The following is a 21,742-nucleotide window of genomic DNA, read 5'->3' as shown; positions in this document are numbered from 1 at the left end:
GGTTGACCACCATGCGCATGACACACGGTTTGGCCGTTTGGACCATGGTGGGCTGCACCGCCCTGTGGTCCATGGCCGGGGTGGTGACACGGCATTTCGAAGAAGCCCGCAGCTTTGAAGTGACCTTTTGGCGCAGCTTCTTCACTGTCGTGTCCTTGCTGATCATCCTGCCCTTGTGGCAGGGCCGAGGTGTTTGGTCACGGCTGCCTTTGCGCAGCCGTTACTTTTGGTACTCCGGCATTTGCTGGAGTGTCATGTTCACCGCCTTCATGGTGGCGCTCACCCTGACCGCGGTGGCCAACGTGTTGATCACCATGGCAGTGGGGCCTTTGTTCACCGCCTTGATCACTCGGGTGTTTTTGGGGCATCGTTTGCCTGCCCGCACTTGGGTGGCCATCGTGCTGGCTGGCATTGGCATTGCCTGGATGTACGGCTCTCAGCTGAGCTTGGGCGATCCTAATTTCTTGATCGGTTCTTTGGTGGCCTTGTGCGTGCCCATTGCAGGCTCTGTGCAGTGGACGCTGACGCAAAAAAGCCAAAGCGAGGGTCAAAACCTTGACCTGGTGCCTAGCGTCATGCTGGGCGCGCTCATGTCGACTTTGCTGACCTTGCCTTTGTCCATGCCGTTTCAGGCCTCGGTTCATGATGTGGGTTTGCTGGCGTTGCTGGGCTTGTTCCAGCTGGCCATTCCATGTGCTTTGTCAGTGGTGTGTGCAAGGGTGCTCAAAGCCCCAGAGGTGGCTTTGCTGGCCTTGCTTGAAATCGTCTTTGGCATTGCTTTGGCTTGGTGGGGCGCAAACGAAGCACCGCAACTGAGCGTGCTTTTTGGGGGTGCCTTGGTCTTGGGTGCCTTGCTTTTCAATGAATGGTTAGGCTGGAAACAAAACAATGTCTGATGTCATCGCGCAGATTGAAGGCCGTATCGGCTGCATTACCCTCAACCGTCCCAAGGCACTGAATGCTTTGTCGCTCGACATGGTGCGGGCCTTGACCCGGGCTTTGCTCGATTGGCAAGCCAATCCCCAAGTCCTGGCCGTGGCGGTACGCGGTACGGGCAAAGAAGGTCCATTTGGTGCATTTTGTGCGGGCGGCGACATCCGATTTTTTCACCAGGCGGCCACTGCAGGCGACGCGTCTTTGGATGACTTTTTCACCGAAGAGTACCACCTCAACCACCTGATCCACACCTACAGCAAACCCTATATCGCTTTCATGGACGGCATCGTCATGGGCGGCGGCATGGGCATCAGCCAAGGCGCCAGCGTGCGTGTGGTGACCGAGCGCACCAAAATGGCCATGCCCGAAACCAACATCGGTTTGTTTCCGGATGTGGGCGGCGGTTATTTCCTCAGCCGTTGCCCGGGCCGTCTGGGCGAATACCTGGGCCTGACAGGTCAGATGCTGAGCGGCGCACAAGCCGTAGCCGCCAAGTTGGCCGACATCGCACTGCCCAGCGGCATGCTGGAGCCCATCTGGCAAACCTTGATCAGCAGCCCTTTTGAGAACGCTGAATCGGTGGAGCGTTGGGTCTTGGCCCAAGCCGGTGCCATGACACCTGAAAAGCTCACGCCTCAGCCGCAGATTGACGAGGTATTTGGCTTGCCCACTGTGGCAGACATGTTGACCCGATTGGAGTCGGCGTCCGATGAGTGGAGCCAGAAAACGGCTCACGCCTTGCGTCACCGGTCCCCTTTGATGCTGCATGTGGTGCTCGAGCAAATTCGCCGCGCACGTCAAATGAGCCTGGCCGACGACCTGCGCATGGAGCGCGACATGGTGCACCACTGCTTCCACCTGCGCTCGGTGGCCGACAGTGAAACGGTGGAAGGCATCCGTGCCTTGGCGGTTGACAAGGACCACAGCCCTAACTGGAAACCTACGCGTGTTGAAGAAGTGGATCTGTCAGAAGCGGCGCGTTTCTTTGTCAGTCCTTGGCCATCAGACCACCACCCCCTGCGCGACTTGGGCTGAAAGCTGAGGCTCAACGGTGAGTTTCACCGGTCTCGGTGGCGGCTCTTCATCGCGCGTTCGACTTCACGTTTACCTTCGCGGTCTTTGATGGTGTCGCGTTTGTCGTGCTCGGCCTTGCCCTTGGCCAGCGCGATGTCGCATTTGACCTTGCCCGATTTCCAGTGCAAATTGATCGGCACCAGGGTGTAGCCCTTTTGCTCGATCTTGCCGATCAACCGCTTGATCTCTTCCTTGTTCAGCAGCAGCTTGCGCGTGCGTGCGGCTTCGGGGTTGATGTGGGTGGACGCGGTTTTGAGTGGGTTGATCAGGCAGCCGATGATGAACAACTCGCCATTGCGAATGACCACGTAACCATCGGTCAGCTGCACCTTGCCTTCGCGAATCGCCTTGACTTCCCAGCCTTCCAGCACCATGCCTGCCTCGTAGCGCTCTTCAAAAAAATAGTCGAACGACGCTTTTTTGTTCTCGGCAATCTTGGCAAAAACGGGGGCAGCAGGGGACTTTTTGGTGGTGGCCATGAGGAGCAGATAAGGACGGCACGGCCGTTCGCAAGGGCGTGCAGTTTGGCGTCAAGCCAAGCGGCGAATCGAAAAACTACAATCGGTGCATTGTATGAAGAATATCCACAAGTCCGTCCTCATCTGGTACACGCCAGAGGAAATGTTTCGCCTCGTGACCGACGTGGCGCGTTACCCCGAGTTTTTGCCTTGGTGTGACCGTGCCAGCGTGCTCGAAACCGATGCCCAAGGCATGGTGGCCGAGGTCGGCATCAGCCTGGGCGGCATCCAGCAAACCTTCACCACCCGCAACACCCACGAAGAAGGGCGCTCAGTGGGCATGAGCCTGGTCAAAGGCCCGTTTTCCAACCTGAGCGGCATGTGGCGCTTCACGCCTGTGGGCGACGGCACGCAACGCGCTTGCAAAGTGGAGCTGGATTTGCAGTACGGCTTTTCCAGCAAAACCCTGGCAGCGCTGGTGGGCCCTGTCTTTGACAAGATCGCGGCCAGCTTGGTGGATGCTTTTGTCAAACGCGCCGAAGCGGTTTATGGCTGAGCAGCTCATTGGCGTCACACTCTGCTGGAGCATGGCGGCCCGGCAGGTCCATGAGGTGAGTTTGCAAGTGTCCGTGGGCAGCACCGTACAAGACGTGCTGGAGCAGGGCGTTGCCCTCAGCTTGCAACACCCAACTTCGAGCGACAGCGCCACTTTGTCGTCCCTGCAGTTTCAACAACCCGGCATTTGGGGCAAAAAAGTGCCCTGGACACAGCTTGTCAAAGCGGATGACCGCATTGAGTTGTACCGCCCGCTCAAGGTGGACCCCAAGGTCGCACGCCGACAGCGATTCAAACGCCAAGGCAAAGGCCGCACGGGCCTTTTTGCCAACCGCAAGAGCGGCTCGGCTGCCGGGTATTGAGGCCCCCATGCAAGCCCTTTTGAGCGCCATCGCCCAGATGGACAACACCACCGACGCGCACCGGGTGTTCCACGGCCGTGGCGGCCTGTACCCCGGCTGCGAGCATTGGACGCTGGACTGGTATGCGCCCGTTTGGGTCTTGACCAGCTTCAAACCCGTGAGCGAAGACGAGCTGGCCCTGTGCCACCAAGCGCTGGCGCAGCGCTGGGCCAGCCTTGCCCCTGGCGTGCCGCTGAACTGGGTGTTCCAGTGCAGAGCGCAGGGCGAAGCACAAACCCGCCTCATGGCTGGCAGCGTGCCCGAGCCGCATGTGGTGACCGAGCAGGGCGCCCAGTACTTGGTGCATGTGCTGCGCGGTCAGAACCACGGCTTGTTTTTGGACATGGCCAACGGCCGGGCATGGCTCAAGCAGCACGCCCTGCATGAAAACGTGCTCAACCTCTTTGCCTACACCTGCGCGTTTTCGGTGGTGGCCTTGCAGGGTGGGGCGGCGCAGGTGGTAAACCTCGACATGAGTCAGGGTGCCCTGGCGGTGGGCCAGCAAAACCACCGCCTGAATGAGTTGCCCGCCAAAGCCCGCTTTTTGGGGCACGACATCTTCAAGACCTGGGGCAAGATCAACAAAATGGGGCCTTATGGCGTGATCGTGATCGACCCGCCCAGTTACCAAAAGGGCAGCTTCATCGCCACCAAGGACTACATCAAGCTGATCCGCCGCTTGCCGGATTTGCTCGAACCCCAAGGTCATGTGCTGCTGTGCCTGAACGCGCCTGAATTGGACACGGCTTTTTTGCACGCCCAGGTGGCCGAAGCGGCCCCCGGCTTGCGCTTTGTGGAACGTTTGGCCAATCCCGCGCCTTTTGCCGACATCGACCCAGAAAAGTCGCTCAAGGTGCTGCATTACCAAAAGACTTAACGGTTTTTTACAATTCACTTGCAACAATGTGATTGATTGCAATTCATCCCACGTGGATTTTTAACGAACCGTTCGGACGACCATGCCCTTACACACATCTTTGATGCGACCCATCATTCCATGGATTTGCAGTCTGTTGACTGTGTTGAGCTGTCCAGTCTGGAGCCAAAACCATGTTCCTAGAGACCCAGAAATTTTGAAATTGGCGGAACTTGAAACGTCACAAGTTTTAGCCAGTCTTAAAGAGCTCACTCGTCATGACTCTGGCACGGGCCAGGCTCAAGGTATGCTGAAAGTTGTGGAATGGATTGAGCAATTCGGACAACAATTGGGTGCTCAAACAGAGCGAATCCAGCCTTCAGCCAATGTCGTCGGGCCGAATATTGCTTTGAAATTTAAAGGTCAAGGCAAGCGAAATATCTTGATGATCGCTCACATGGACACTGTTTATCCAGCTGGCACAGCCGCAGCCAGAGCGTTCCGTCTAGAGGGTTCGCGTGCCATTGCGCCAGGCATTGCAGACGATAAGGGCGGGATTGCCCTTTTTATGCATGCAATGAAATTACTTAAACAGCGCGATTTCAAAGATTTCGGACAAATCACATTGCTTTTTACCAGTGACGAGGAGCGTGGATCATTGGGTTCACGCGATCTAATCCGCCGACGAGCCCAAGAGCATGATGTCGTGCTCAGCGGAGAGCCTACAGCCGTTGAAGAGGCGATTGTTCTGGGCACTTCTGGTGTCGCAGGGCTCTCGGTCAGGATGTCGTCCTCTGGTTTTGGCGTCAGTCAGGAGTCGAGACCCATCGAGGAACTGGCCGATATGATGCTTCGCACCCGCGAGGTTTCTGCTCAGGTTCCAGAGACTCGCATGAATTGGACGATTGCCAAAGCCGAAGATACCCGTCGGATTGATCGAATGCCCAAACCTGATATGACGGCGACTTTTCGTGTTCAGGGAAGAGCATCTCATGCGGGTGTCAACCCGCACTTGGGTGTCAATGCATTGACTGAAGCGGCAGACCTGATTCGGCGTGTTGGGTCCAATGTATCCCCAATCCCTGGCTTGGCATGGCACTGGCGATATTGGCATGGCGGCGTGGTGACCAACATCATCCCGAACGAGTCAACATTGGTGATGGAGTTGTCGACGGGGTCACAGGTTGACCGATCAGAAATTGTCAAGGCGATCACAAGTGCAGCTGAAAAAACTTGGCTCAACGGCTCAAAAGTTCAAATTGACTTCAAAGAGGGACCTTTTCAAAGTACGGGTAGTGCACCCACTGTTTTTGCTTCGGCGGATATGCGAGTTCCGGATGAACTGGCTTATGAGCGATTGGCGACTCGCACACGTGAATTGCTGAATGCCAAAAAATTCACAACGGACAGTGTACAAATTCAATCAGGGCTTGGTTTTCCAGCCTACAACGCTAATGCTGAGGGACGACAACTGGCAGAGTTGGCAAGGACTATTTATGCAGATATGGGGGGGCGTTTGATTTTGTGGCCACGTACCTATGGTGGAACCGACGCTGCTTGGGCAGCGCAATCGGGCAAACCGGTGGTTGAATCTTTGGGGCTGCCCGGAGGCAATTACCATTCGTCAGATGAAGAATTCGTTTTAATTGACAGAATTCCTAAGAGATTGGCATTAGTTACTGAGTTAATTCGATCTATTTCACTCCGGTGATCCTGCGATCTGATCTCAGGTGAATCAACGATTGCTCTTCATAGGCGCGGGTACAATCCATTTTTTGGAGCCTTAGCTTATGCGCCTACTCGGTAAAGCCCTGACTTTTGACGACGTTCTCCTCGTCCCTGCTTACTCCCAAGTCCTGCCCAAGGACACGTCGCTTGCGACGCAATTCACCCGAAACATCCGCCTGAATCTGCCCCTTGTGTCCGCTGCCATGGACACCGTGACCGAAGCGCGTTTGGCCATCGCCATCGCACAAGAAGGCGGCATTGGCATCGTCCACAAAAACCTCACCGCGCAAGAGCAAGCCGCACAAGTGGCCAAGGTCAAGCGTTACGAGTCCGGCGTGCTGCGCGACCCAGTCGTCATCACCCCCGACACCACCGTGCGCCAGGTCATGGCCCTGTCTGATGAATTGGGCGTTTCGGGCTTTCCGGTCTGCGACGGCGGTAAGGTGGTCGGCATCGTGACCGGCCGCGATCTGCGCTTTGAAACTCGCTACGACCAAAAGGTCAGCGAAATCATGACGCCGCGCGAGCGCCTGATCACCGTGCCCGATGGCACCACTCCTGAGCAAGCTAAGCAGCTGCTCAACAAACACAAACTCGAGCGCCTGCTGGTGGTCAACGACGCCTTTGAACTCAAGGGCTTGATCACGGTCAAAGACATCACCAAACAGCTGAACTTCCCTAACGCTGCTCGCGACGGCGCTGGCAAATTGCGCGTGGGTGCGGCTGTGGGTGTGGGCGAGGGCACCGAAGAGCGCGTGGAAGCGCTGTCCCGCGCAGGCGTGGACGCCATCGTGGTGGACACCGCACACGGCCACAGCAAAGGTGTGCTCGACCGCGTGCGTTGGGTCAAGCAAAACTACCCGCACATCGAAGTCATCGGCGGCAACATCGCCACGGGCGCTGCCGCTTTGGCTTTGGTCGAGGCGGGCGCAGACGGTGTCAAGGTCGGCATTGGCCCTGGCTCCATCTGCACCACCCGCATCGTGGCAGGCGTGGGCGTGCCGCAAATCATGGCGGTGGACTCTGTGGCCACAGCCCTCAAAGGCACAGGCGTGCCCCTCATCGCAGACGGCGGTATCCGCTACAGCGGCGACATCGCCAAGGCCATCGCCGCGGGTGCGGGAACCGTGATGATGGGCGGCATGTTTGCCGGTACCGAAGAAGCACCCGGCGAAATCGTGTTGTTTCAGGGCCGCAGCTACAAGAGCTACCGTGGCATGGGCTCGATTGGCGCCATGCAGCAAGGCAGCGCAGACCGTTACTTTCAAGAGTCGAGCACTGGCAACCCGAACGCGGATAAATTGGTCCCCGAAGGTATCGAAGGCCGCGTGCCTTACAAAGGCTCGGTCGTTTCCATCATTTACCAAATGGCGGGCGGCTTGCGTGCCAGCATGGGTTACTGCGGTTGCGCGACGATCGAGGCCATGCACAATGAATCGCAGTTTGTGGAAATCACCGCTGCGGGCATCCGCGAAAGCCATGTGCATGACGTGCAGATCACCAAGGAAGCTCCGAACTACCGGGCTGAGTAAAATCTGCCACTGACCTCCAAGGCGTCTGCACCCCAGACGCCTTTTCATTTCTTTAGAACGGCGCCTGCCATGCAGCACTCCAAAATCCTGATCCTCGACTTCGGCTCGCAAGTCACCCAGCTGATTGCCCGCCGCGTGCGCGAAGCGCATGTGTTTTGCGAAGTGCATCCTTGTGATGTGAACAGTGACTGGGTGCGCGAGTACGCCAAGGACGGCAACCTCAAAGGCATCATTCTGTCGGGCTCACACGCCAGCGTCTACGAAGTTGACGACCGTGCACCGGATGCCGTCTTTGAATTGGGCATCCCCGTGCTGGGCATTTGCTACGGCATGCAAACCATGGCGCAGCAGCTGGGCGGTAAGGTCGAGGCGGGCACGACACGCGAATTTGGCTATGCGGAAGTGCGGGCGCACGGCCACACCGAACTGCTCAAAGGCATTGAAGACTTCGCCACGCCCGAGGGTCATGGCATGCTCAAGGTCTGGATGAGCCACGGCGACAAGGTCACCCAAATGCCCGAAGGCTTCAAGGTCATGGCCTCCACCCCGGCTTGCCCGATCGCAGGTATGGCCGATGAATCGCGCCATTTTTACGCGGTACAGTTTCACCCCGAGGTCACGCACACTGTGCAGGGCCAGGCGCTGCTCAACCGCTTCGTGCTCGATATCTGCAAAGCCCGCCAAGACTGGATCATGGGCGACTACATCGAAGAAGCCGTCGCCAAAATCCGCGAGCAGGTCGGTGACGAAGAAGTCATCCTGGGCTTGTCGGGAGGTGTGGATTCCTCCGTTGCAGCCGCACTCATCCATCGCGCCATTGGCGACAAGCTGACCTGCGTGTTTGTGGACCATGGCCTGCTGCGCCTGAACGAAGGCGACATGGTCATGGAGATGTTCGTGGGCAAATTGCACGCGAAAGTCATCCGCGTGGACGCCAGCGATTTATTCTTGGGCAAACTGGCTGGCGTGAGCGAGCCCGAAGCCAAGCGCAAGATCATTGGCGGTTTGTTTGTGGATGTGTTCAAAGAACAAGCGGCCAAGCTCAAAGCGGGCGACGGCGGCCACAAGGGCGCGACCTTCCTCGCCCAAGGCACGATTTACCCCGATGTGATCGAGTCAGGCGGCGCCAAGAGCAAGAAAGCCGTCACCATAAAGAGCCACCACAACGTGGGCGGCTTGCCCGAGCAGCTGGGCCTGAAACTGTTGGAGCCGCTGCGCGAGCTGTTCAAAGACGAAGTGCGTGAGCTGGGTGTGGCGCTGGGCTTGCCCCGCGAGATGGTCTACCGCCACCCCTTCCCTGGCCCGGGTCTGGGCGTGCGCATCTTGGGTGAAGTCAAAAAAGAATACGCAGATCTGCTGCGCCGTGCGGACGCCATCTTCATCGAAGAGTTGCGCAACTTCACCGACGAATCGGGCAAGACCTGGTACGACCTGACCAGCCAAGCCTTCACCGTGTTCCTCCCCGTGAAAAGCGTGGGCGTGATGGGCGACGGCCGCACCTACGACTACGTTGTGGCGCTGCGTGCCGTGCAAACCAGCGACTTCATGACCGCCGACTGGGCCGAGCTGCCATATGCGCTGCTCAAGAAAGTGTCAGGCCGCATCATCAACGAGGTGCGCGGCATCAACCGAGTCACATACGACGTGAGTTCAAAACCACCGGCGACGATCGAATGGGAATAAAAACAAAGGCACCTTCGGGTGCCTTTGTTTTATTGGGCCTGAGCAGGCTGATACTCCCGAATCCTGTCCAGTGCATCTTGCATCGACTGTCGCGCCACGGCCATGTCGTAGTCGGTTTGCAAGCCCATCCAGAATTCGGCGCTGTTGCCAAAGAACTTGGCCAAGCGCAAGGCGGTGTCTACGGTGATGGCCCGTTTTTCGCGCACGATGTCGTTGACACGCGGGGCTGGTACTTGCAGCGCCATTGACAGGGCATGAGCCGTGAGTTGGTAGGGCGTCAAAAACTCTTCCCTCAGCACTTCGCCGGGATGAATGGGGCGCATGCCGTTGACTGGAACGAGGTAGGCTGGGGTGGCTTCTTCAACTTTCATTTCAACTCCTTTCAGTGATAGTCCACTATCTCAACATCGAACACATGGCCATTTTCAAATCTGAAGCAAATGCGCCACTGGTCATTGATGCGGATGCTGAATTGACCACTGCGATTGCCTTTGAGGGCTTCGAGCCGGTTGTTCGGGGGTATTCTCAAATCTTCTAGTCGTATCGATCGGTGCAACATGGCCAGTTTGCGTTCGGCCACTGTGCCTAAGTTGACGAACCGAGCAACTGTTTGACCTGCAAATAATGCATGGGTGTCTTTGCATCTAAACGACCGAATCATGATGTGGAGCATATAACGGCAGACGTTATACGTCAAGGAAATTTTTGATTCAATCAAGGGCTCCTGTATCGACCCGCTTAAGCATGGTTTGGTACATTCATCGCCATGTACCTGCCTCAGCAATTCAACCACCCCCAACACGCTTCGGTCATCATGCGCGAGCACCCGTTCGCCAGTTTGGTGTCCACGGACGGTGATGGTTTTCCGTTTGTCACGCACTTACCGCTCAAGTTGATCGAAGAGGGCGGCAAGCCTGTGGCGCTGCTCGGGCATTGTGCCCGTGCCAATCCGCATGCCGGATTTTTGCAAGCGCGTCCGCAGGCGTTGGTGACGTTCATGGGACCGCAGGCTTACATGTCGCCAGCCGTTTACCCCGATTTGTTGCGTGTGCCGACCTGGACTTATTTGGCTGTGCATGCCCGGGTAGAAGCCCGCATGTTGGATGGCGACGATGCCAAAGACGCCATGCTCAAGCAGATGATTGCCGATCACGAACCCGCTTATGCCGATCAGTGGCGTGCATTGCCCGAGAGTTACGCACACGGCATGCTCAATGGCATTGTGGCGTTTGAGTTGAAGATTCTGGACTTGCAGACCAAGGTCAAGATCAACCAACACCGCCCCGAGTCGCACGCGGCCATGCACGCCGCCTATGCCCAAGGCGGCGAACAAGAGCAGGCACTCGCCCAGTGGATGCAGCGGCTGGGCATGGTGGCGTGACCGTGGACACACCAAGCCAAGACGCGCACTGGATGGGCTTGGCCCTGGCGCAAGCCCGCCAGGCCGCCGCTGCGGGTGAGGTGCCGGTGGGCGCAGTGGTCGTCAAAAACGGCCAGGTGATTGCAACGGGCCGCAACACCCCGATTGTCAGCCACGACCCGACGGCGCATGCCGAGGTGGTGGCCCTGCGCGAAGCAGCCCGCCTGCTGGGCAACTACCGGCTCGACGGCTGCACGCTGTATGTGACCTTGGAGCCCTGTGCCATGTGCAGCGGCGCCATGCTCCACGCACGGGTGGATCGTGTGGTGTTTGGTGCGCCGGACCCGCGCACCGGTGTGGCGGGGTCTGTGCTCAACCTGTTTGGCCACACCCAGCTGAACCACCAGACGCAGGTGACGGGCGGTGTGCTGGCCGAGGAATGCGGCCAATTGCTCAAGGATTTTTTCAGGCCCAAAAGAATGAACGCCCAACCCCTCAGAGAAGACGCGCTGCGCACCCCCGACGACGCGTTTGCAGCATTGCCCGATTACCCCTGGCAGCCGCATTACGTGAACGACCTGCCCAGCATCGCGGGCCTGCGCATGCACTATTTGGACGAGGGCGATGCGAATGCCCCACTGACCTGGCTGTGCCTGCACGGCAACCCGGCTTGGAGTTACCTTTATCGCAAGATGGTCCCGGTCTGGCTTGCGGCGGGGCACCGCGTGGTGGCGCCCGACCTGATCGGTTTTGGCAAGAGCGATAAGCCCAAGAAGGACAGTTTTCACCAGTTTGAAACGCACCGCCAGTCTTTGCTGGACCTGATCGAGCGTCTGGATTTGCAGCGCGTGGTGCTGGTGGTGCAGGACTGGGGCGGTATTTTGGGACTGACTTTGCCCATGGTCGCACCCGAGCGTTACAAGGGCCTGCTGGTCATGAACACGACCCTCGCCACGGGCGAGCAGCCCCTGAGTGCGGGCTTTTTGGCTTGGCGAGATTGGTGCCAAAGCCAGCCACTTTTCGACGTGGGCAAGTTGTTCAAGCGCGGCAACCCCGGCATGACGCCCGCAGAGACTGCCGCCTATAACGCCCCGTTCCCTGATAAAGGATTTCGCGCCGCGCTTCGGGCCTTTCCGCCCATGGTGCCGGAGTTTGCTGATTCGCCTGGCGCTGCGATCTCCAGGCAAGCGCGCGATTTCTGGCGCAATGATTGGCAAGGCCAGAGCTTCATGGCCATTGGCCAGCAAGACCCTGTGCTGGGCGAGGCCGTGATGCGCCATTTGCAAAGCCGGATTTTGGGCTGCCCAGAGCCGATGCTGCTGCCCGATGCGGGGCATTTTGTGCAGGAGCAGGGCAGGGCGATTGCCGAGGCCGCTGTGCGACACTTCAAGCCCTGATCAAGAACACCCGCATGGCACACATCTACATTTTTTCCCCTTCCAGCGCTGTGCGCGACAAAGCCGCTTTTCGCCGCGGCATCAAGCGACTCAAAGCCCAAGGCCACGAAGTGGAAGTGGACGAATCGGCCCTCGACACCCACATGCGCTTTGCGGGGGACGACGCCACGCGCATCGCGGCCATCACTCGTGCTGCCGCCAGCGGTGCGGATGTGGCCCTCATCTCGCGCGGCGGCTATGGCCTCACGCGCATCTTGCCCGCGCTGCCCTACAAACAGATCGCCAAAGCGATTGATGGTGGCATGCAGTTTGTGGGCCTGAGCGACTTCACCGCTTTCAACCAAGCGGTGTTCGCCAAAACCGGCCGCATCAGCTGGCAAGGCCCGGCCCTGGGCGAAGACTTTGGCTCAGAAGATGAGCCCGACGACATCATGCAAGCCTGCTTTGACGACCTGATTCTGGAGCAAGGCGAAGGCACCGGCTGGCAATTGTCAAAAGCCGAGGCCGAGCGCCGCGTCCTGGTGAAAGACGCGCCGCTGTGGGGCGGCAACTTGTCGGTGTTGGTGTCCTTGCTGGGCACACCGTACTTTCCGCAAGTCAAAGGTGGCGTGCTGTTTTTAGAAGACGTGGGCGAGCACCCTTACCGCGTTGAACGCATGCTCACGCAGCTGCTGCTCGCGGGCGTGTTGGCCCAGCAAAAAGCGGTGCTGATCGGGCAATTCAGCAAGTACAAGCTGGTGCCCACGCACGACAAGGGCTTCAAGCTGGCCACCGTGATCGACTGGCTGCGCAGCCAGATCAAGGCGCCTGTGCTAACTGGCCTGCCCTTTGGCCATGTGGAGACCAAGGTGCTGCTGCCCGTGGGCGCTAAGGTGGACTTGGTCACCGAAGGGCGTGACGCGCTGATGGTTTGGGGCCACATTTGAGTGGCCTGTAGGCATTGACTTTTGCTTAACGCGTTTTCACGGCCGCCGTTGCGCCACAAACCCTGATAAATAGGCCGATAGCCACAGCGGTGAGAGCTCTTTGTTGAGCACCTGGATGCTGGCGGGTGAAGCGGCTGACTTGGTGGGTAGCTCCAAATCTGGCTCTTGGGTCATGATCAGGGTGTGGGCCACCGTGTGCCGCGAGCTCATGAACTTTTGCAAGATCTCCAATACTTTTTCTTGTTGCTTTCGCAAGCCGCTCAACTGCAGGACCAGCAAATCGTGTTTGTCGTTCAGCAGTTCCAGCAGGGCCTCGGTCAAGGAGTCTTGAAACGCTGCCTGCAAAGGAAGATGCCACTGCCCGATGTCTTTTTTAAGACGCACCGTCAGATCGGGTGACTCGATCACCAGCATCACTTTGACGCTTCGGTCTGCGGTCAGTCGGGGCAACTCCAAAAAGTTGTTGGAGCTTTGGTAATTCATGACCGAAGCCAGTGAAATACGGCGGTGTCCACCAAAGGTCTTCCAAGCTTGCAAGACATTGTTGTCGACCAATTTTTGAATCGTCGCCATGGACAAGCCTAAACGCTTGGCGGCTTGGGAGCTGGTTAAAAATTCAGCGTTGGCGCTGTCGTTCTCGTGTTTTGTCGTTTCGGCCATTGTCTTGATTTTTAATTGAATTTTGGTTTTTAATTCATTTAAATAACTATTTATAATTATTAAATAAAAGCCATAAAAGTCATTTCTTTAATTTTCAATAAAATAAATTACGACGAACATCCCCAATTGGGGATGTTTTCGATGATTTTGACAAATAATTTATAGAAATCATTGAAATCAATGGTCGATCGTGGTTTTTATGCAGTTTCTGCGTCTGCCAAAGTGACTGATGCACTGGTCACTTACCGCTAACATGGCCAGCACATGAGCAAAGAATTTCCATCCACCCTGAAACCCTGGCAAGTCATGGTGGGTGGTATTTGCGGACTGGTTCTGTCCATTGGCCTGGCGCGCTTTGCTTTCACGCCTCTGTTGCCACAGCTCCAGTTGCAAACCGGCCTGAGCGATGCGGCTGCTGGCGGTTTGGCCGCCATCAATTACGTCGGCTACATGTCGGGTGCTCTGGCCGCAGCCTGGATTGACGGTGCTCGCTGGCGGCATCGTCTTTACAGCCTGGGCCTGTGGCTATCGCTCTTGTCGGTGGCTGGCATGGCCCTGTCGACCTGGATGCCCAACTGGGTACTGTGGCGATATTTGGGTGGTTTGTGCGGGGCCACAGGCATGCTGCTGGGGGCTGGTTTGGTTTTGGGTTGGTTGATGCGACAAGGTCGCCGTCCCGAGCTGGGTGTGCTTTTTATTGGTTTGGGTTTGGGCATCGTGGTCTCGGCACTCGGTGCTTGGGGCGTCGCCAAAATCTGGCCTCAGTGGTCGGATCAGTGGATGGCCATGGCCGCGATGGGGCTTGTGTTCTTTATCCCTGCCTGGTTGTGGCGGCCCCCTGTGCCACCTGCGCAGCTCAGCGCGAGCAGTGCAACGGATGCACCCAAGGTCTCACGCCGCTGGATGCTCACCATGGCGGGTAGCTATTTCGCCGCAGGCTGGGGCTTCGTCATCAGCGCTACCTTCACTGTGGCCATCGTCGAACGCGAACCGGCCTTGGCCGGGCAGGGCGCTCTGGCTTGGGCTCTGGTGGGTTTGGCCGCCATGCCAGCCGTGTTTTTGTGGGACAAGGTGGCCCGGCGATGGGGAGACACGCGGGCCTTGTTGTTGGCCTTTGGCTTGCAAACGGTGTCGGTGATCTTGCCAGCACTCTCAGGTTCATTGGCGGCCGCATTGGGCGGCGCACTGGGTTACGGGGCCACGTTCATCGGCATCGTCAGTTTGACTTTGGCCCTGGTGGGACGACGGGCCCCCAACAACCCGGGCAAAGCCATGGCCCGCCTGACTTTGAGTTATGGCGCGGCACAAGTGATTGCGCCCGTGGTGGCCGGGGCCATGGCGCAGGCTACGGGCACCTTCAAGGGGGCACTGTGGCTCACGGCTGGGGTGATGCTGCTGGGCATGGCTTTGTTGGCCACTTTGCCGGAAGATAAAACGCCATCTGAGCCGGCTTAAAGAAACTTTTCTCTCGATGCGGTTTGTGGCCCGTAGAGGAATGACCCTCTTGGACTCAGTATCTGTGTTGCAGTGACCCTGCATTGCACAATGGCCATTGATCGATCAAAGAGCGAATCAAACGAATATCAGCTCACATGCACACACCCTCTCAGTCGCTGATACAAGTACCGCATACCCGCGAATTCGGCCAGCAGCACATGCTCACCATCTTGGCCCGCCTGGCCGGGCCGGGTGCGGTGCCGCGTGCCGACCAGGTGGATGCGGTGCAGGCCGTGCTTCAACCTGCCTCGCGCGTGCTGGTGGTGCAGGCCACGGGCTGGGGCAAGTCGGCGGTGTATTGGGCGGCCACGCACGCCATCCGCAGCACAGGCGCTGGCCCCACGCTGGTGGTGTCGCCCCTGCTGGCGCTGATGCGCGACCAAGTGAGTGCGGCCGAGCGAGCGGGGCTGAAGGCGGCCACGGTCAACTCCACGAACAATGACGACTGGGACGATGTGTTCCGGCGCTTGGATGACGACGCCATCGACGTGTTGCTGATCTCGCCCGAGCGGCTGGGCAACCCTCGTTTTTCGGCACGGCTCGGCGCTTTGCTGGCTCGGGTGGGGCTGATCGTGATCGACGAGGCGCATTGCATCAGCGACTGGGGTTTTGACTTCAGGCCCGACTACCAGCGACTGGCGCGGGCGCTTTTGTCCACGCCCACCGCCAGTGTGCTGGCCACCACGGCCACGGCCAACGAGCGGGTGACTATGGACATTGGCAAGCAACTCGGCGCTGGTACGGTCACTTTTCGTGGCACCTTGGCCCGCACCTCGCTCACGCTGTCGGTGGTGCCGGGTTTGTCGCCTTTGCAGCGTTACGCTTGGATTGCCGATGCCCTGGAAAAGTTGCCCGGATCGGGCATTGTGTATGTGCTGACGGTGGCCGAGGCTGAGCGGCTCACCGCGTTTTTGCGCAGCTGCGGTCACGCGGTGGACGCGTATTCGGGCCAGACCGACGCCGACACGCGCTTGCAAGTGGAAGAGCGTTTGCGCCACAACCAGGTCAAGGCGGTGGTGGCCACCTCGGCGCTGGGCATGGGTTACGACAAACCGGATTTGGGCTTTTGTGTGCATGTGGGTTCACCGTCCACCCCGGTGGCCTATTACCAGCAGGTGGGCCGGGCGGGCAGGGCGGTGGCGCATGCCGAAGGGGTGTTGCTGCCGTCCGATGCCGATGAGCGCATTTGGGATTACTTCGCCACGGCGTCGATTCCAGACCCGCAGACCGCTGACAAGGTCTTGCAAAGCCTGGGCAACGATGGGCGCAGTTTGCTCGAGATTGAATCCGACACGGGCGTGCGCCGGGGGCGACTGGAGGCGCTGCTGAAAATTCTGGCGGTGGAAGGCGTGGTGGACAAAGACGGCAGCGCTTGGCGGGCCACGGGTTTGCCTTATGTGCACGACAGCGCCAAATGGACCGCGTTGGCCCAAGTGCGCCAGCAAGAGGCGGGCATCATGCGCCAGTACGCGCATGGCCAGGGATGCCTGATGGCCTATTTGCAAACCGCATTGGACGACCCATCGCCCGCGCCATGTGGGCGATGCTCGGTGTGCACCGGGCATTTGCCTTTTCCGGGGCTGTCGCCTTCAGTCGACAAACTGATCGCTGCCCGAGACTTTTTGCGCGGCATGGACGTGGACATCGAGCCGCGCAAACGTTGGCCCAGTGGGGTGGGGCGCAAAGGGACGATCCGAGGTTTTGATGTCGGCCGCGCCGTGGCTTTTGCCGACGACCCGGCTTGGGTGGCTGAGCTGCAGGCTTTGCATACCGCTGCGTCAGGGGATGTGCCTGCCGAAATTTTGGCGGGAGCCGTGGCCTTGCTCGGGCGCTGGGCCAAGACCTGGCCTGCCCGCCCGGTGTCTGTGGTCCCCATGCCAGCACCCGACATGGCTTCGAACCGGCGCTTGGCCGAGCACATTGCCCAAAAGGGCCGTTTGCCTTTGCACGACGTGTTCAGTTGGAGGGGTGGGCCTGCGCCAGACGATGCGGCCTCCACCCCGGTGGTGGTGCATCTGGAGTCGAGCATTGGCTTGGTATCCGATGCCGCTATGCCCGCCGGGCCAGTTCTGTTGGTGGCCACCGATGTGCGTACACGCTGGACGGCCACGGTGGCGGCAGCGCTCTTGCGCGAGCAAGGGGCCAGCCAGGTACTTTTGCTGGCTTTGCACCTGAGACCTTGAGGTCGGCCTTGAGGCATGATCGGCGCTTGATTTGAAGAAAATGATGAACGACAACACCCCAGACATGCAAGAGATGCAAGACCAGCCGCTGGTGCAAGAGCCACGCCGTTGGCAAAACGAAAAGTGGACTGCCCAGGTCATCAAAAATGACGATGACGATGGTTGGGCGGTGGCCATGTACAAAGATGGCGAAAGTGAACCAGCGCTCGTGGGGCCTTGGACCATGGGCCGGGACAAAAAGAACCCCAAGCCTCTGGACGGCTCAGCCTTCATCACCTTGGTGAAAACCGCCAGCGAATTTGTGCGCCGCAGCGAGCAGCAGTTGCATGCGCAGCTGAACCAAAGCGTCACCGTCAATGGCCAAGACAGTCGCATCACGGTGTTGTTGCGCATCGTTCCCGACGAGGACAACCCCTACGCCATGCTGACTGCGCAGGACGACGGCGGCGATGCTTTGGCCGAGGTCAAGGTGGCCGCCAGCTTCAAGCTCAACCGCCAGACCGCCCAAGCCTGGGTGGATGCCGAATTTGCCAAACCATGACCACCGCCCAAGCTTTTTTACCGGCCACTGGCCCGCTGGCCGGGCTGAAAGTGCTCGAACTGGGCCAGTTGATTGCAGGCCCGTTTGCAGCCAAAACCCTGGCCGACTTTGGGGCCGATGTCGTCAAGATCGAGCCGCCCGGTGCGGGTGACCCCTTGCGCCAATGGCGTTTGATCAAGGACGGCACATCGGTCTGGTGGCAGGTGCAGTCGCGCAACAAACAGTCTTTGGCGCTGGACTTGAAGCAATCCGCTGCCCAAGACATCGTGCGCCAACTGGCCGCCGAGAGCGATGTGCTGATTGAAAACTTCCGGCCCGGCGCGATGGAAAAGTGGGGCTTGGGGCCTGACGATTTGCTGGCGCTCAACCCGCGTTTGATCATGCTGCGCGTGAGTGGCTACGGCCAAACCGGTCCTTACCGCGACCGCCCGGGTTTTGGCGTGGTGGGCGAGGCCATGGGCGGCATTCGTCACCTCACGGCCGAGCCGGGCCGGGTGCCAGTGCGTGTGGGCATCAGCTTGGGCGACACGCTGGCGGCCTTGCATGGCGTGATTGGCATTTTGCTGGCGCTGCACGAGCGCAAGACTTCGGGCCGGGGCCAGGTGATCGACGTGGCTTTGTACGAAGCCATGTTCAACTGCATGGAAAGCCTGCTGCCCGAGTACAGCGCTTTTGGTGCGGTGCGTGGCCCAGCGGGCAGCGCTTTGCCCGGCATTGCCCCCAGCAACGCCTACCTGTGCAAGGACGGTGGTTACGCCCTGATTGCAGGCAATGGCGACAGCATCTTCAAGCGCCTGATGTCCGAAATCGGCCGCGACGACCTGGCCCAAGACCCCGGCTTGAAAGACAACACCGGCCGCGTAGCCCGCGTGGCCGAAATCGATGGGGTGATTGGCCAATGGGCCGCACAGCTCTCAGTGGACGAGGTGTTGGCCGCGCTGGACCGCGCCAGTGTGCCTGCCGGACGCATCTACACCGTGGCCGACATTGCGCAAGACCCACATTACCAAGCGCGTGACATGCTGCAAACGGTGCACATGGACGACGGGAGTGATTTGATGGTGCCGGGCATCGTGCCCAAGCTGTCACGTACGCCTGGCGGTCACCGCCGCAATGCACCGGGTGTGGGGCAAGACAGCGATGCGGTGCTGGCTGGGATGGGCCTCAGTTCAGCTCAAATTCAGGCCCTGCGCGAGCAGGTCATCGTGGCCTGATTGCTTCGGACCATCACTGCGCCTTAGCGCCTGAATCCTTCACCACCTTGGCCCACTTGGTGATTTCAGTCGCCTGGTAGCGGGCCAGCTCTGCGGGGCTGGACAGCACCGGGTCGAGGCCCAGGGTTTTGAGGCGTTCTTGCACTTCGGGCAGTTTGAACACACGCAGCACTTCGGCATTGAGCTTGTCGATCACGGGGCGGGGCACGTTGGCCGGGGCAAACATGGCAAACCAGGTGGTGGCCTCAAAGCCGGGCACCGTCTCGGCCACGGTGGGCACATCGGGTGCTGCCGGTGAGCGGGTGGCGGTGGTTTGTGCCAAAGCTCGGATTTTACCCTCCTTGGCCATGGGCAATGCCGAGGGCATGTTGTCAAACATGACCTGGATGCTGCCGCCGATCAGGTCGGGAATGGCAAATTGACGGCCTTTGTAGGGCACATGCTCCATGGTGGTGCCGGTGAGCGACTTGAAGAGTTCGCCAGAGACGTGCACCGAGGTGCCGATGCCGGGGGAGCCAAACGAGAGCTTGTTCGGGTTGGCCTTCATGTAAGAAATCAGCTCTGGCACGCTTTTGACGGGCAGGGCGTTGTTCACCACCAGCAGGTTGGGGGCGGAGGCGATCAGCGAGATGGGGCTGAAGTCCTTGACCATGTCGTAGGGCATTTTTTCGTAGAGCGCTCCGTTGATGGAATGGGTGCCCACGGTGCCCATGACCAAGGTGTGACCGTCGCCGGGCGACTTGGCCACGTTGTCCGCGCCAATGTTGCCGCCCGCTCCGGGTCGGTTGTCAATCACCACAGGAAAGCCCAGCTGCGCTTTTTCACTGAACAGGCGTGCCAAGATGTCGGGCGCACCGCCTGAGGGAAAGGTCACCACCAAGCGCAAAGGTTTGGTGGGGAAGGTTTGCGCCGAAGCGCCAACGGCACTCAAAGCCCCCAAGCCCAGCAACAAACCACCAAAGCTGCGGCGAAGCGGCAAAGCAATCGAAGACCCTCTCAGGCGCGAGGATTTTGGGGTTGGGGTGGGGTGTTGGGTGGCGTCTTGGGTCATGGTTGTCTCAGGTTGTTTGAAACAACTTTAGGGCTCTGAGAGTGTCCATGGGAGGGTGAAAACCCTGTGAGTTGGTCGTGCTCAGTCTCGCACGCGTCCGTCCATCATCCTGACTGTCCGATTCGGTCCCTCTCATCAGGCCCTTGAGATCCGTTTCAGGTGGAGACTCAGATCCCCATGCTTTGCAATTGCACCAAGCCTTTGGGGGTTTGCAGTGTTGCCACCAAATTGGCTTCGCCTGCCTCAATGGTGATGCCTTCCAGTCCGATGGATTCGTAGGCTGCTTGCAGTTTGGCCGCACTCGGGTGGCTCACGCTCAGGCTTTGCAGCGTCACGCCTGAGCGCGGCAGACTGTTGCGTGGGTGCAGGCGCAGCGGATCGGTGGCCTCTGGTTTGCCCCATTGGATCAAAGTGGGCAAGGTGCCGTTGAACAGGCGTTCGCCGTCTTCGCGCACCGTGATTTGCCAGTTGAGAGTGCCTTTGCCCGACTTGCGGCTGGCGTGCACGACTTGCCCGCGCTCAATACCTTGGGTGCGCAGCACATGGCGGGCGGCTTTCACGTCGTCGGTGCTGCTGACAAAGTGGATGAGGCGAGGGCCTTGGGCGATGGCTTTTTGCAAAGCCGCGTTGTCCATGTCAAACCAGCGCGGCACTTGTGAGCGCTTGGGGATCACGGCCGCCGGGTTGATGGCGATGATTTCAAAATAAGCCAATGGGAATTTGGGCGAGGCGATTTTGAAGAGGCGGTTGTGCGTGCCGTATTTTTCGTGTTCGCCACCGGGGCCCGGGGTGATGCCAAGCCTCTCTTCGCACCACTGCACGCCTTCGTTCAAGGAGGAGGCCATCACCACGAGGTGGTCAATTTGGGTTTTCATTTTTTTAGGGCTGATTGTTGGCGCTGAGCATAACGGATGCCTACCCCTTTGTCCCAGCGCGGGCCTGCGACAATCACGGCTACTCTCAATGGAGCCCTTATGTTGATCGATGCAGACGAAAGCCAACTGGTGTTGGTGGATTTTCAAGCCCGCCTCAAGCCCGTGATGTTGGACGCCGATGCGGTGTGGGCCAATGCCGCCCGCTTGGCCACCTTGGCCCAAGCGCTCAATTTGCCCACTTGGGGAACCGAACAAAACCCGTCTCGCTTGGGCGAGATGCCCCCTGAAATTCGCAGCCACTGCCGCAAGGTGCTTGCCAAAATGCAGTTCAGCGCTGTGGAAGAAGGCTTGGGCGAATGGCTGCAACCCGAAGCGCCCCCAGCGCCGCGTGGCAATGCCCGCAGTTTGCCGCGCCACCTGCAAAAGCCCCAAGCGGGCGCTGAGGAGCGCAAAACCATTGTGCTGGCCGGCTGCGAGGCTCACATTTGTCTCATGCAAACCGCGCTCGACTTGCTGGAAGACGAGTTCGAAGTGTGGGTGGTGACCGATGCTTGCAGCTCACGCACCGAGCGGAATCGCGATGCTGCTTACGACCGCTTGGCCGGGGCAGGGGCCGAATTGGTGACCGCCGAGATGGTGGCGTTTGAGTGGGTGCGCACGGCCGAGCACCCGGACTTCAAGCTGCTGCAATCGCTTTTCAAATGATGTGAGTTGAGGGGGCCTCCCCCTCACAAGTCAGCTTCTTGCAAGTCCCTTCACCATAATTATGAATTCAGAAGAGTGGGGCGTCTGCCAAGATGTCCCAGCTCGCGGTT

General features: G+C 59.1%; 22 protein-coding genes. 16 read left to right on the top strand and 6 right to left on the bottom strand.

Annotated elements, in window-relative coordinates:
* Window positions 1-11: 11 nt before the first annotated feature.
* Window positions 12-896 carry a DMT family transporter gene (locus SWE17_RS01495; RefSeq protein WP_322991364.1) on the top strand — a complete coding sequence of 295 codons (885 nt, stop codon included), beginning with the start codon at window positions 12-14 and terminating at the stop codon, window positions 894-896.
* The gene (locus SWE17_RS01490; RefSeq protein WP_322991363.1) at window positions 889-1,971 is read left to right on the top strand and encodes an enoyl-CoA hydratase/isomerase family protein; all 1,083 of its coding nucleotides are present in this window, start codon (window positions 889-891) and stop codon (window positions 1,969-1,971) included. The genes SWE17_RS01495 and SWE17_RS01490 overlap by 8 nt, the downstream gene beginning before the upstream one ends.
* A gap of 23 nt (window positions 1,972-1,994) precedes the next feature.
* On the opposite strand, the gene smpB is transcribed toward SWE17_RS01490, so the two are convergent.
* Window positions 1,995-2,489, bottom strand: coding sequence for an SsrA-binding protein SmpB (smpB, locus tag SWE17_RS01485; RefSeq protein ID WP_322991362.1), 495 nt, complete (start codon window positions 2,487-2,489; stop codon window positions 1,995-1,997).
* Between the two features lie 94 nt (window positions 2,490-2,583).
* Here smpB and SWE17_RS01480 point away from each other — a divergent pair, with 94 nt between their 5' ends.
* The 6 genes from SWE17_RS01480 (at window position 2,584) to guaA (ending at window position 9,223) form a co-directional block, all read left to right on the top strand.
* On the top strand, window positions 2,584-3,024 hold the full coding sequence (locus SWE17_RS01480) for a type II toxin-antitoxin system RatA family toxin (protein WP_322991361.1): 441 nt from the start codon (window positions 2,584-2,586) through the stop codon (window positions 3,022-3,024).
* Window positions 3,017-3,385 carry an RnfH family protein gene (locus SWE17_RS01475; RefSeq protein ID WP_322991360.1) on the top strand — a complete coding sequence of 123 codons (369 nt, stop codon included), beginning with the start codon at window positions 3,017-3,019 and terminating at the stop codon, window positions 3,383-3,385. Before SWE17_RS01480 ends, SWE17_RS01475 begins: the two co-directional genes overlap by 8 nt.
* A 7-nt stretch (window positions 3,386-3,392) precedes the next feature.
* Window positions 3,393-4,301 carry a class I SAM-dependent methyltransferase gene (locus SWE17_RS01470; protein ID WP_322991359.1) on the top strand — a complete coding sequence of 303 codons (909 nt, stop codon included), beginning with the start codon at window positions 3,393-3,395 and terminating at the stop codon, window positions 4,299-4,301.
* Between the two features lie 103 nt (window positions 4,302-4,404).
* Window positions 4,405-5,991 (top strand): M20/M25/M40 family metallo-hydrolase, encoded by a 1,587-nt coding sequence (locus tag SWE17_RS01465; RefSeq protein ID WP_322991358.1) that lies wholly within the window; start codon window positions 4,405-4,407, stop codon window positions 5,989-5,991.
* Between the two features lie 79 nt (window positions 5,992-6,070).
* Window positions 6,071-7,540, top strand: a complete 1,470-nt coding sequence (gene guaB / locus SWE17_RS01460) for an IMP dehydrogenase (protein ID WP_322991357.1) — start codon at window positions 6,071-6,073, stop codon at window positions 7,538-7,540.
* Between the two features lie 69 nt (window positions 7,541-7,609).
* Complete coding sequence (gene guaA / locus SWE17_RS01455; RefSeq protein ID WP_322991356.1) at window positions 7,610-9,223, top strand: glutamine-hydrolyzing GMP synthase; 1,614 nt, start codon at window positions 7,610-7,612, stop codon at window positions 9,221-9,223.
* Window positions 9,224-9,252: 29 nt separating this feature from the next.
* On the opposite strand, the gene SWE17_RS01450 is transcribed toward guaA, so the two are convergent.
* Both SWE17_RS01450 and SWE17_RS01445 read right to left on the bottom strand, forming a co-directional pair.
* The gene (locus tag SWE17_RS01450) at window positions 9,253-9,594 is read right to left on the bottom strand and encodes a HigA family addiction module antitoxin (protein WP_322991355.1); all 342 of its coding nucleotides are present in this window, start codon (window positions 9,592-9,594) and stop codon (window positions 9,253-9,255) included.
* 11 nt (window positions 9,595-9,605) lie between these two features.
* On the bottom strand, window positions 9,606-9,884 hold the full coding sequence (locus SWE17_RS01445) for a type II toxin-antitoxin system RelE/ParE family toxin (protein WP_322991417.1): 279 nt from the start codon (window positions 9,882-9,884) through the stop codon (window positions 9,606-9,608).
* Window positions 9,885-9,989: 105 nt separating this feature from the next.
* Here SWE17_RS01445 and SWE17_RS01440 point away from each other — a divergent pair, with 105 nt between their 5' ends.
* The 3 genes from SWE17_RS01440 to SWE17_RS01430 are packed head-to-tail and all read left to right on the top strand — an operon-like array spanning window position 9,990 to window position 12,906.
* Window positions 9,990-10,604, top strand: coding sequence for an FMN-binding negative transcriptional regulator (locus SWE17_RS01440; protein ID WP_322991354.1), 615 nt, complete (start codon window positions 9,990-9,992; stop codon window positions 10,602-10,604).
* A gap of 2 nt (window positions 10,605-10,606) precedes the next feature.
* Window positions 10,607-11,980: a tRNA adenosine(34) deaminase TadA gene (tadA, locus tag SWE17_RS01435; protein ID WP_416234945.1), complete on the top strand. Its 1,374-nt coding sequence runs from the start codon at window positions 10,607-10,609 to the stop codon at window positions 11,978-11,980.
* 14 nt (window positions 11,981-11,994) lie between these two features.
* On the top strand, window positions 11,995-12,906 hold the full coding sequence (locus tag SWE17_RS01430; protein ID WP_322991353.1) for an LD-carboxypeptidase: 912 nt from the start codon (window positions 11,995-11,997) through the stop codon (window positions 12,904-12,906).
* Window positions 12,907-12,942: 36 nt separating this feature from the next.
* On the opposite strand, the gene SWE17_RS01425 is transcribed toward SWE17_RS01430, so the two are convergent.
* Window positions 12,943-13,566, bottom strand: a complete 624-nt coding sequence (locus SWE17_RS01425; protein WP_322991352.1) for an excisionase family DNA-binding protein — start codon at window positions 13,564-13,566, stop codon at window positions 12,943-12,945.
* A 264-nt stretch (window positions 13,567-13,830) separates the two neighbouring features.
* Between SWE17_RS01425 and SWE17_RS01420 the strand changes: the two genes are divergently transcribed.
* The 4 genes from SWE17_RS01420 to SWE17_RS01405 all read left to right on the top strand — a co-directional run bounded on the left by SWE17_RS01420 (window position 13,831) and on the right by SWE17_RS01405 (window position 19,001).
* Entirely contained in the window at window positions 13,831-15,021 is a 1,191-nt protein-coding gene (locus SWE17_RS01420) for a YbfB/YjiJ family MFS transporter (protein ID WP_322991351.1), read from the top strand.
* A 137-nt stretch (window positions 15,022-15,158) separates the two neighbouring features.
* Window positions 15,159-17,246, top strand: coding sequence for a RecQ family ATP-dependent DNA helicase (locus tag SWE17_RS01415; RefSeq protein ID WP_322991350.1), 2,088 nt, complete (start codon window positions 15,159-15,161; stop codon window positions 17,244-17,246).
* Between the two features lie 43 nt (window positions 17,247-17,289).
* Window positions 17,290-17,787, top strand: a complete 498-nt coding sequence (locus tag SWE17_RS01410) for a hypothetical protein (RefSeq protein ID WP_322991349.1) — start codon at window positions 17,290-17,292, stop codon at window positions 17,785-17,787.
* The gene (locus SWE17_RS01405; RefSeq protein WP_322991348.1) at window positions 17,784-19,001 is read left to right on the top strand and encodes a CaiB/BaiF CoA-transferase family protein; all 1,218 of its coding nucleotides are present in this window, start codon (window positions 17,784-17,786) and stop codon (window positions 18,999-19,001) included. The genes SWE17_RS01410 and SWE17_RS01405 overlap by 4 nt, the downstream gene beginning before the upstream one ends.
* A 13-nt stretch (window positions 19,002-19,014) precedes the next feature.
* Here SWE17_RS01405 and SWE17_RS01400 read toward each other — a convergent pair whose 3' ends face one another.
* Window positions 19,015-20,052, bottom strand: a complete 1,038-nt coding sequence (locus SWE17_RS01400; protein ID WP_322991347.1) for a tripartite tricarboxylate transporter substrate binding protein — start codon at window positions 20,050-20,052, stop codon at window positions 19,015-19,017.
* 167 nt (window positions 20,053-20,219) lie between these two features.
* Window positions 20,220-20,927 (bottom strand): VOC family protein, encoded by a 708-nt coding sequence (locus SWE17_RS01395; RefSeq protein WP_322991346.1) that lies wholly within the window; start codon window positions 20,925-20,927, stop codon window positions 20,220-20,222.
* Window positions 20,928-21,026: 99 nt separating this feature from the next.
* Here SWE17_RS01395 and SWE17_RS01390 point away from each other — a divergent pair, with 99 nt between their 5' ends.
* Window positions 21,027-21,632: an isochorismatase family protein gene (locus tag SWE17_RS01390; protein WP_322991345.1), complete on the top strand. Its 606-nt coding sequence runs from the start codon at window positions 21,027-21,029 to the stop codon at window positions 21,630-21,632.
* Window positions 21,633-21,742: the final 110 nt, after the last annotated feature.

This window comes from Limnohabitans sp. (genome assembly GCF_034680285.1).
Taxonomy (GTDB): Bacteria; Pseudomonadota; Gammaproteobacteria; order Burkholderiales; family Burkholderiaceae_C; genus Limnohabitans_A.
The sequence above is the reverse complement of the archived record's forward strand: the minus strand, read 5'-3'. Positions and strand labels throughout refer to the sequence as shown.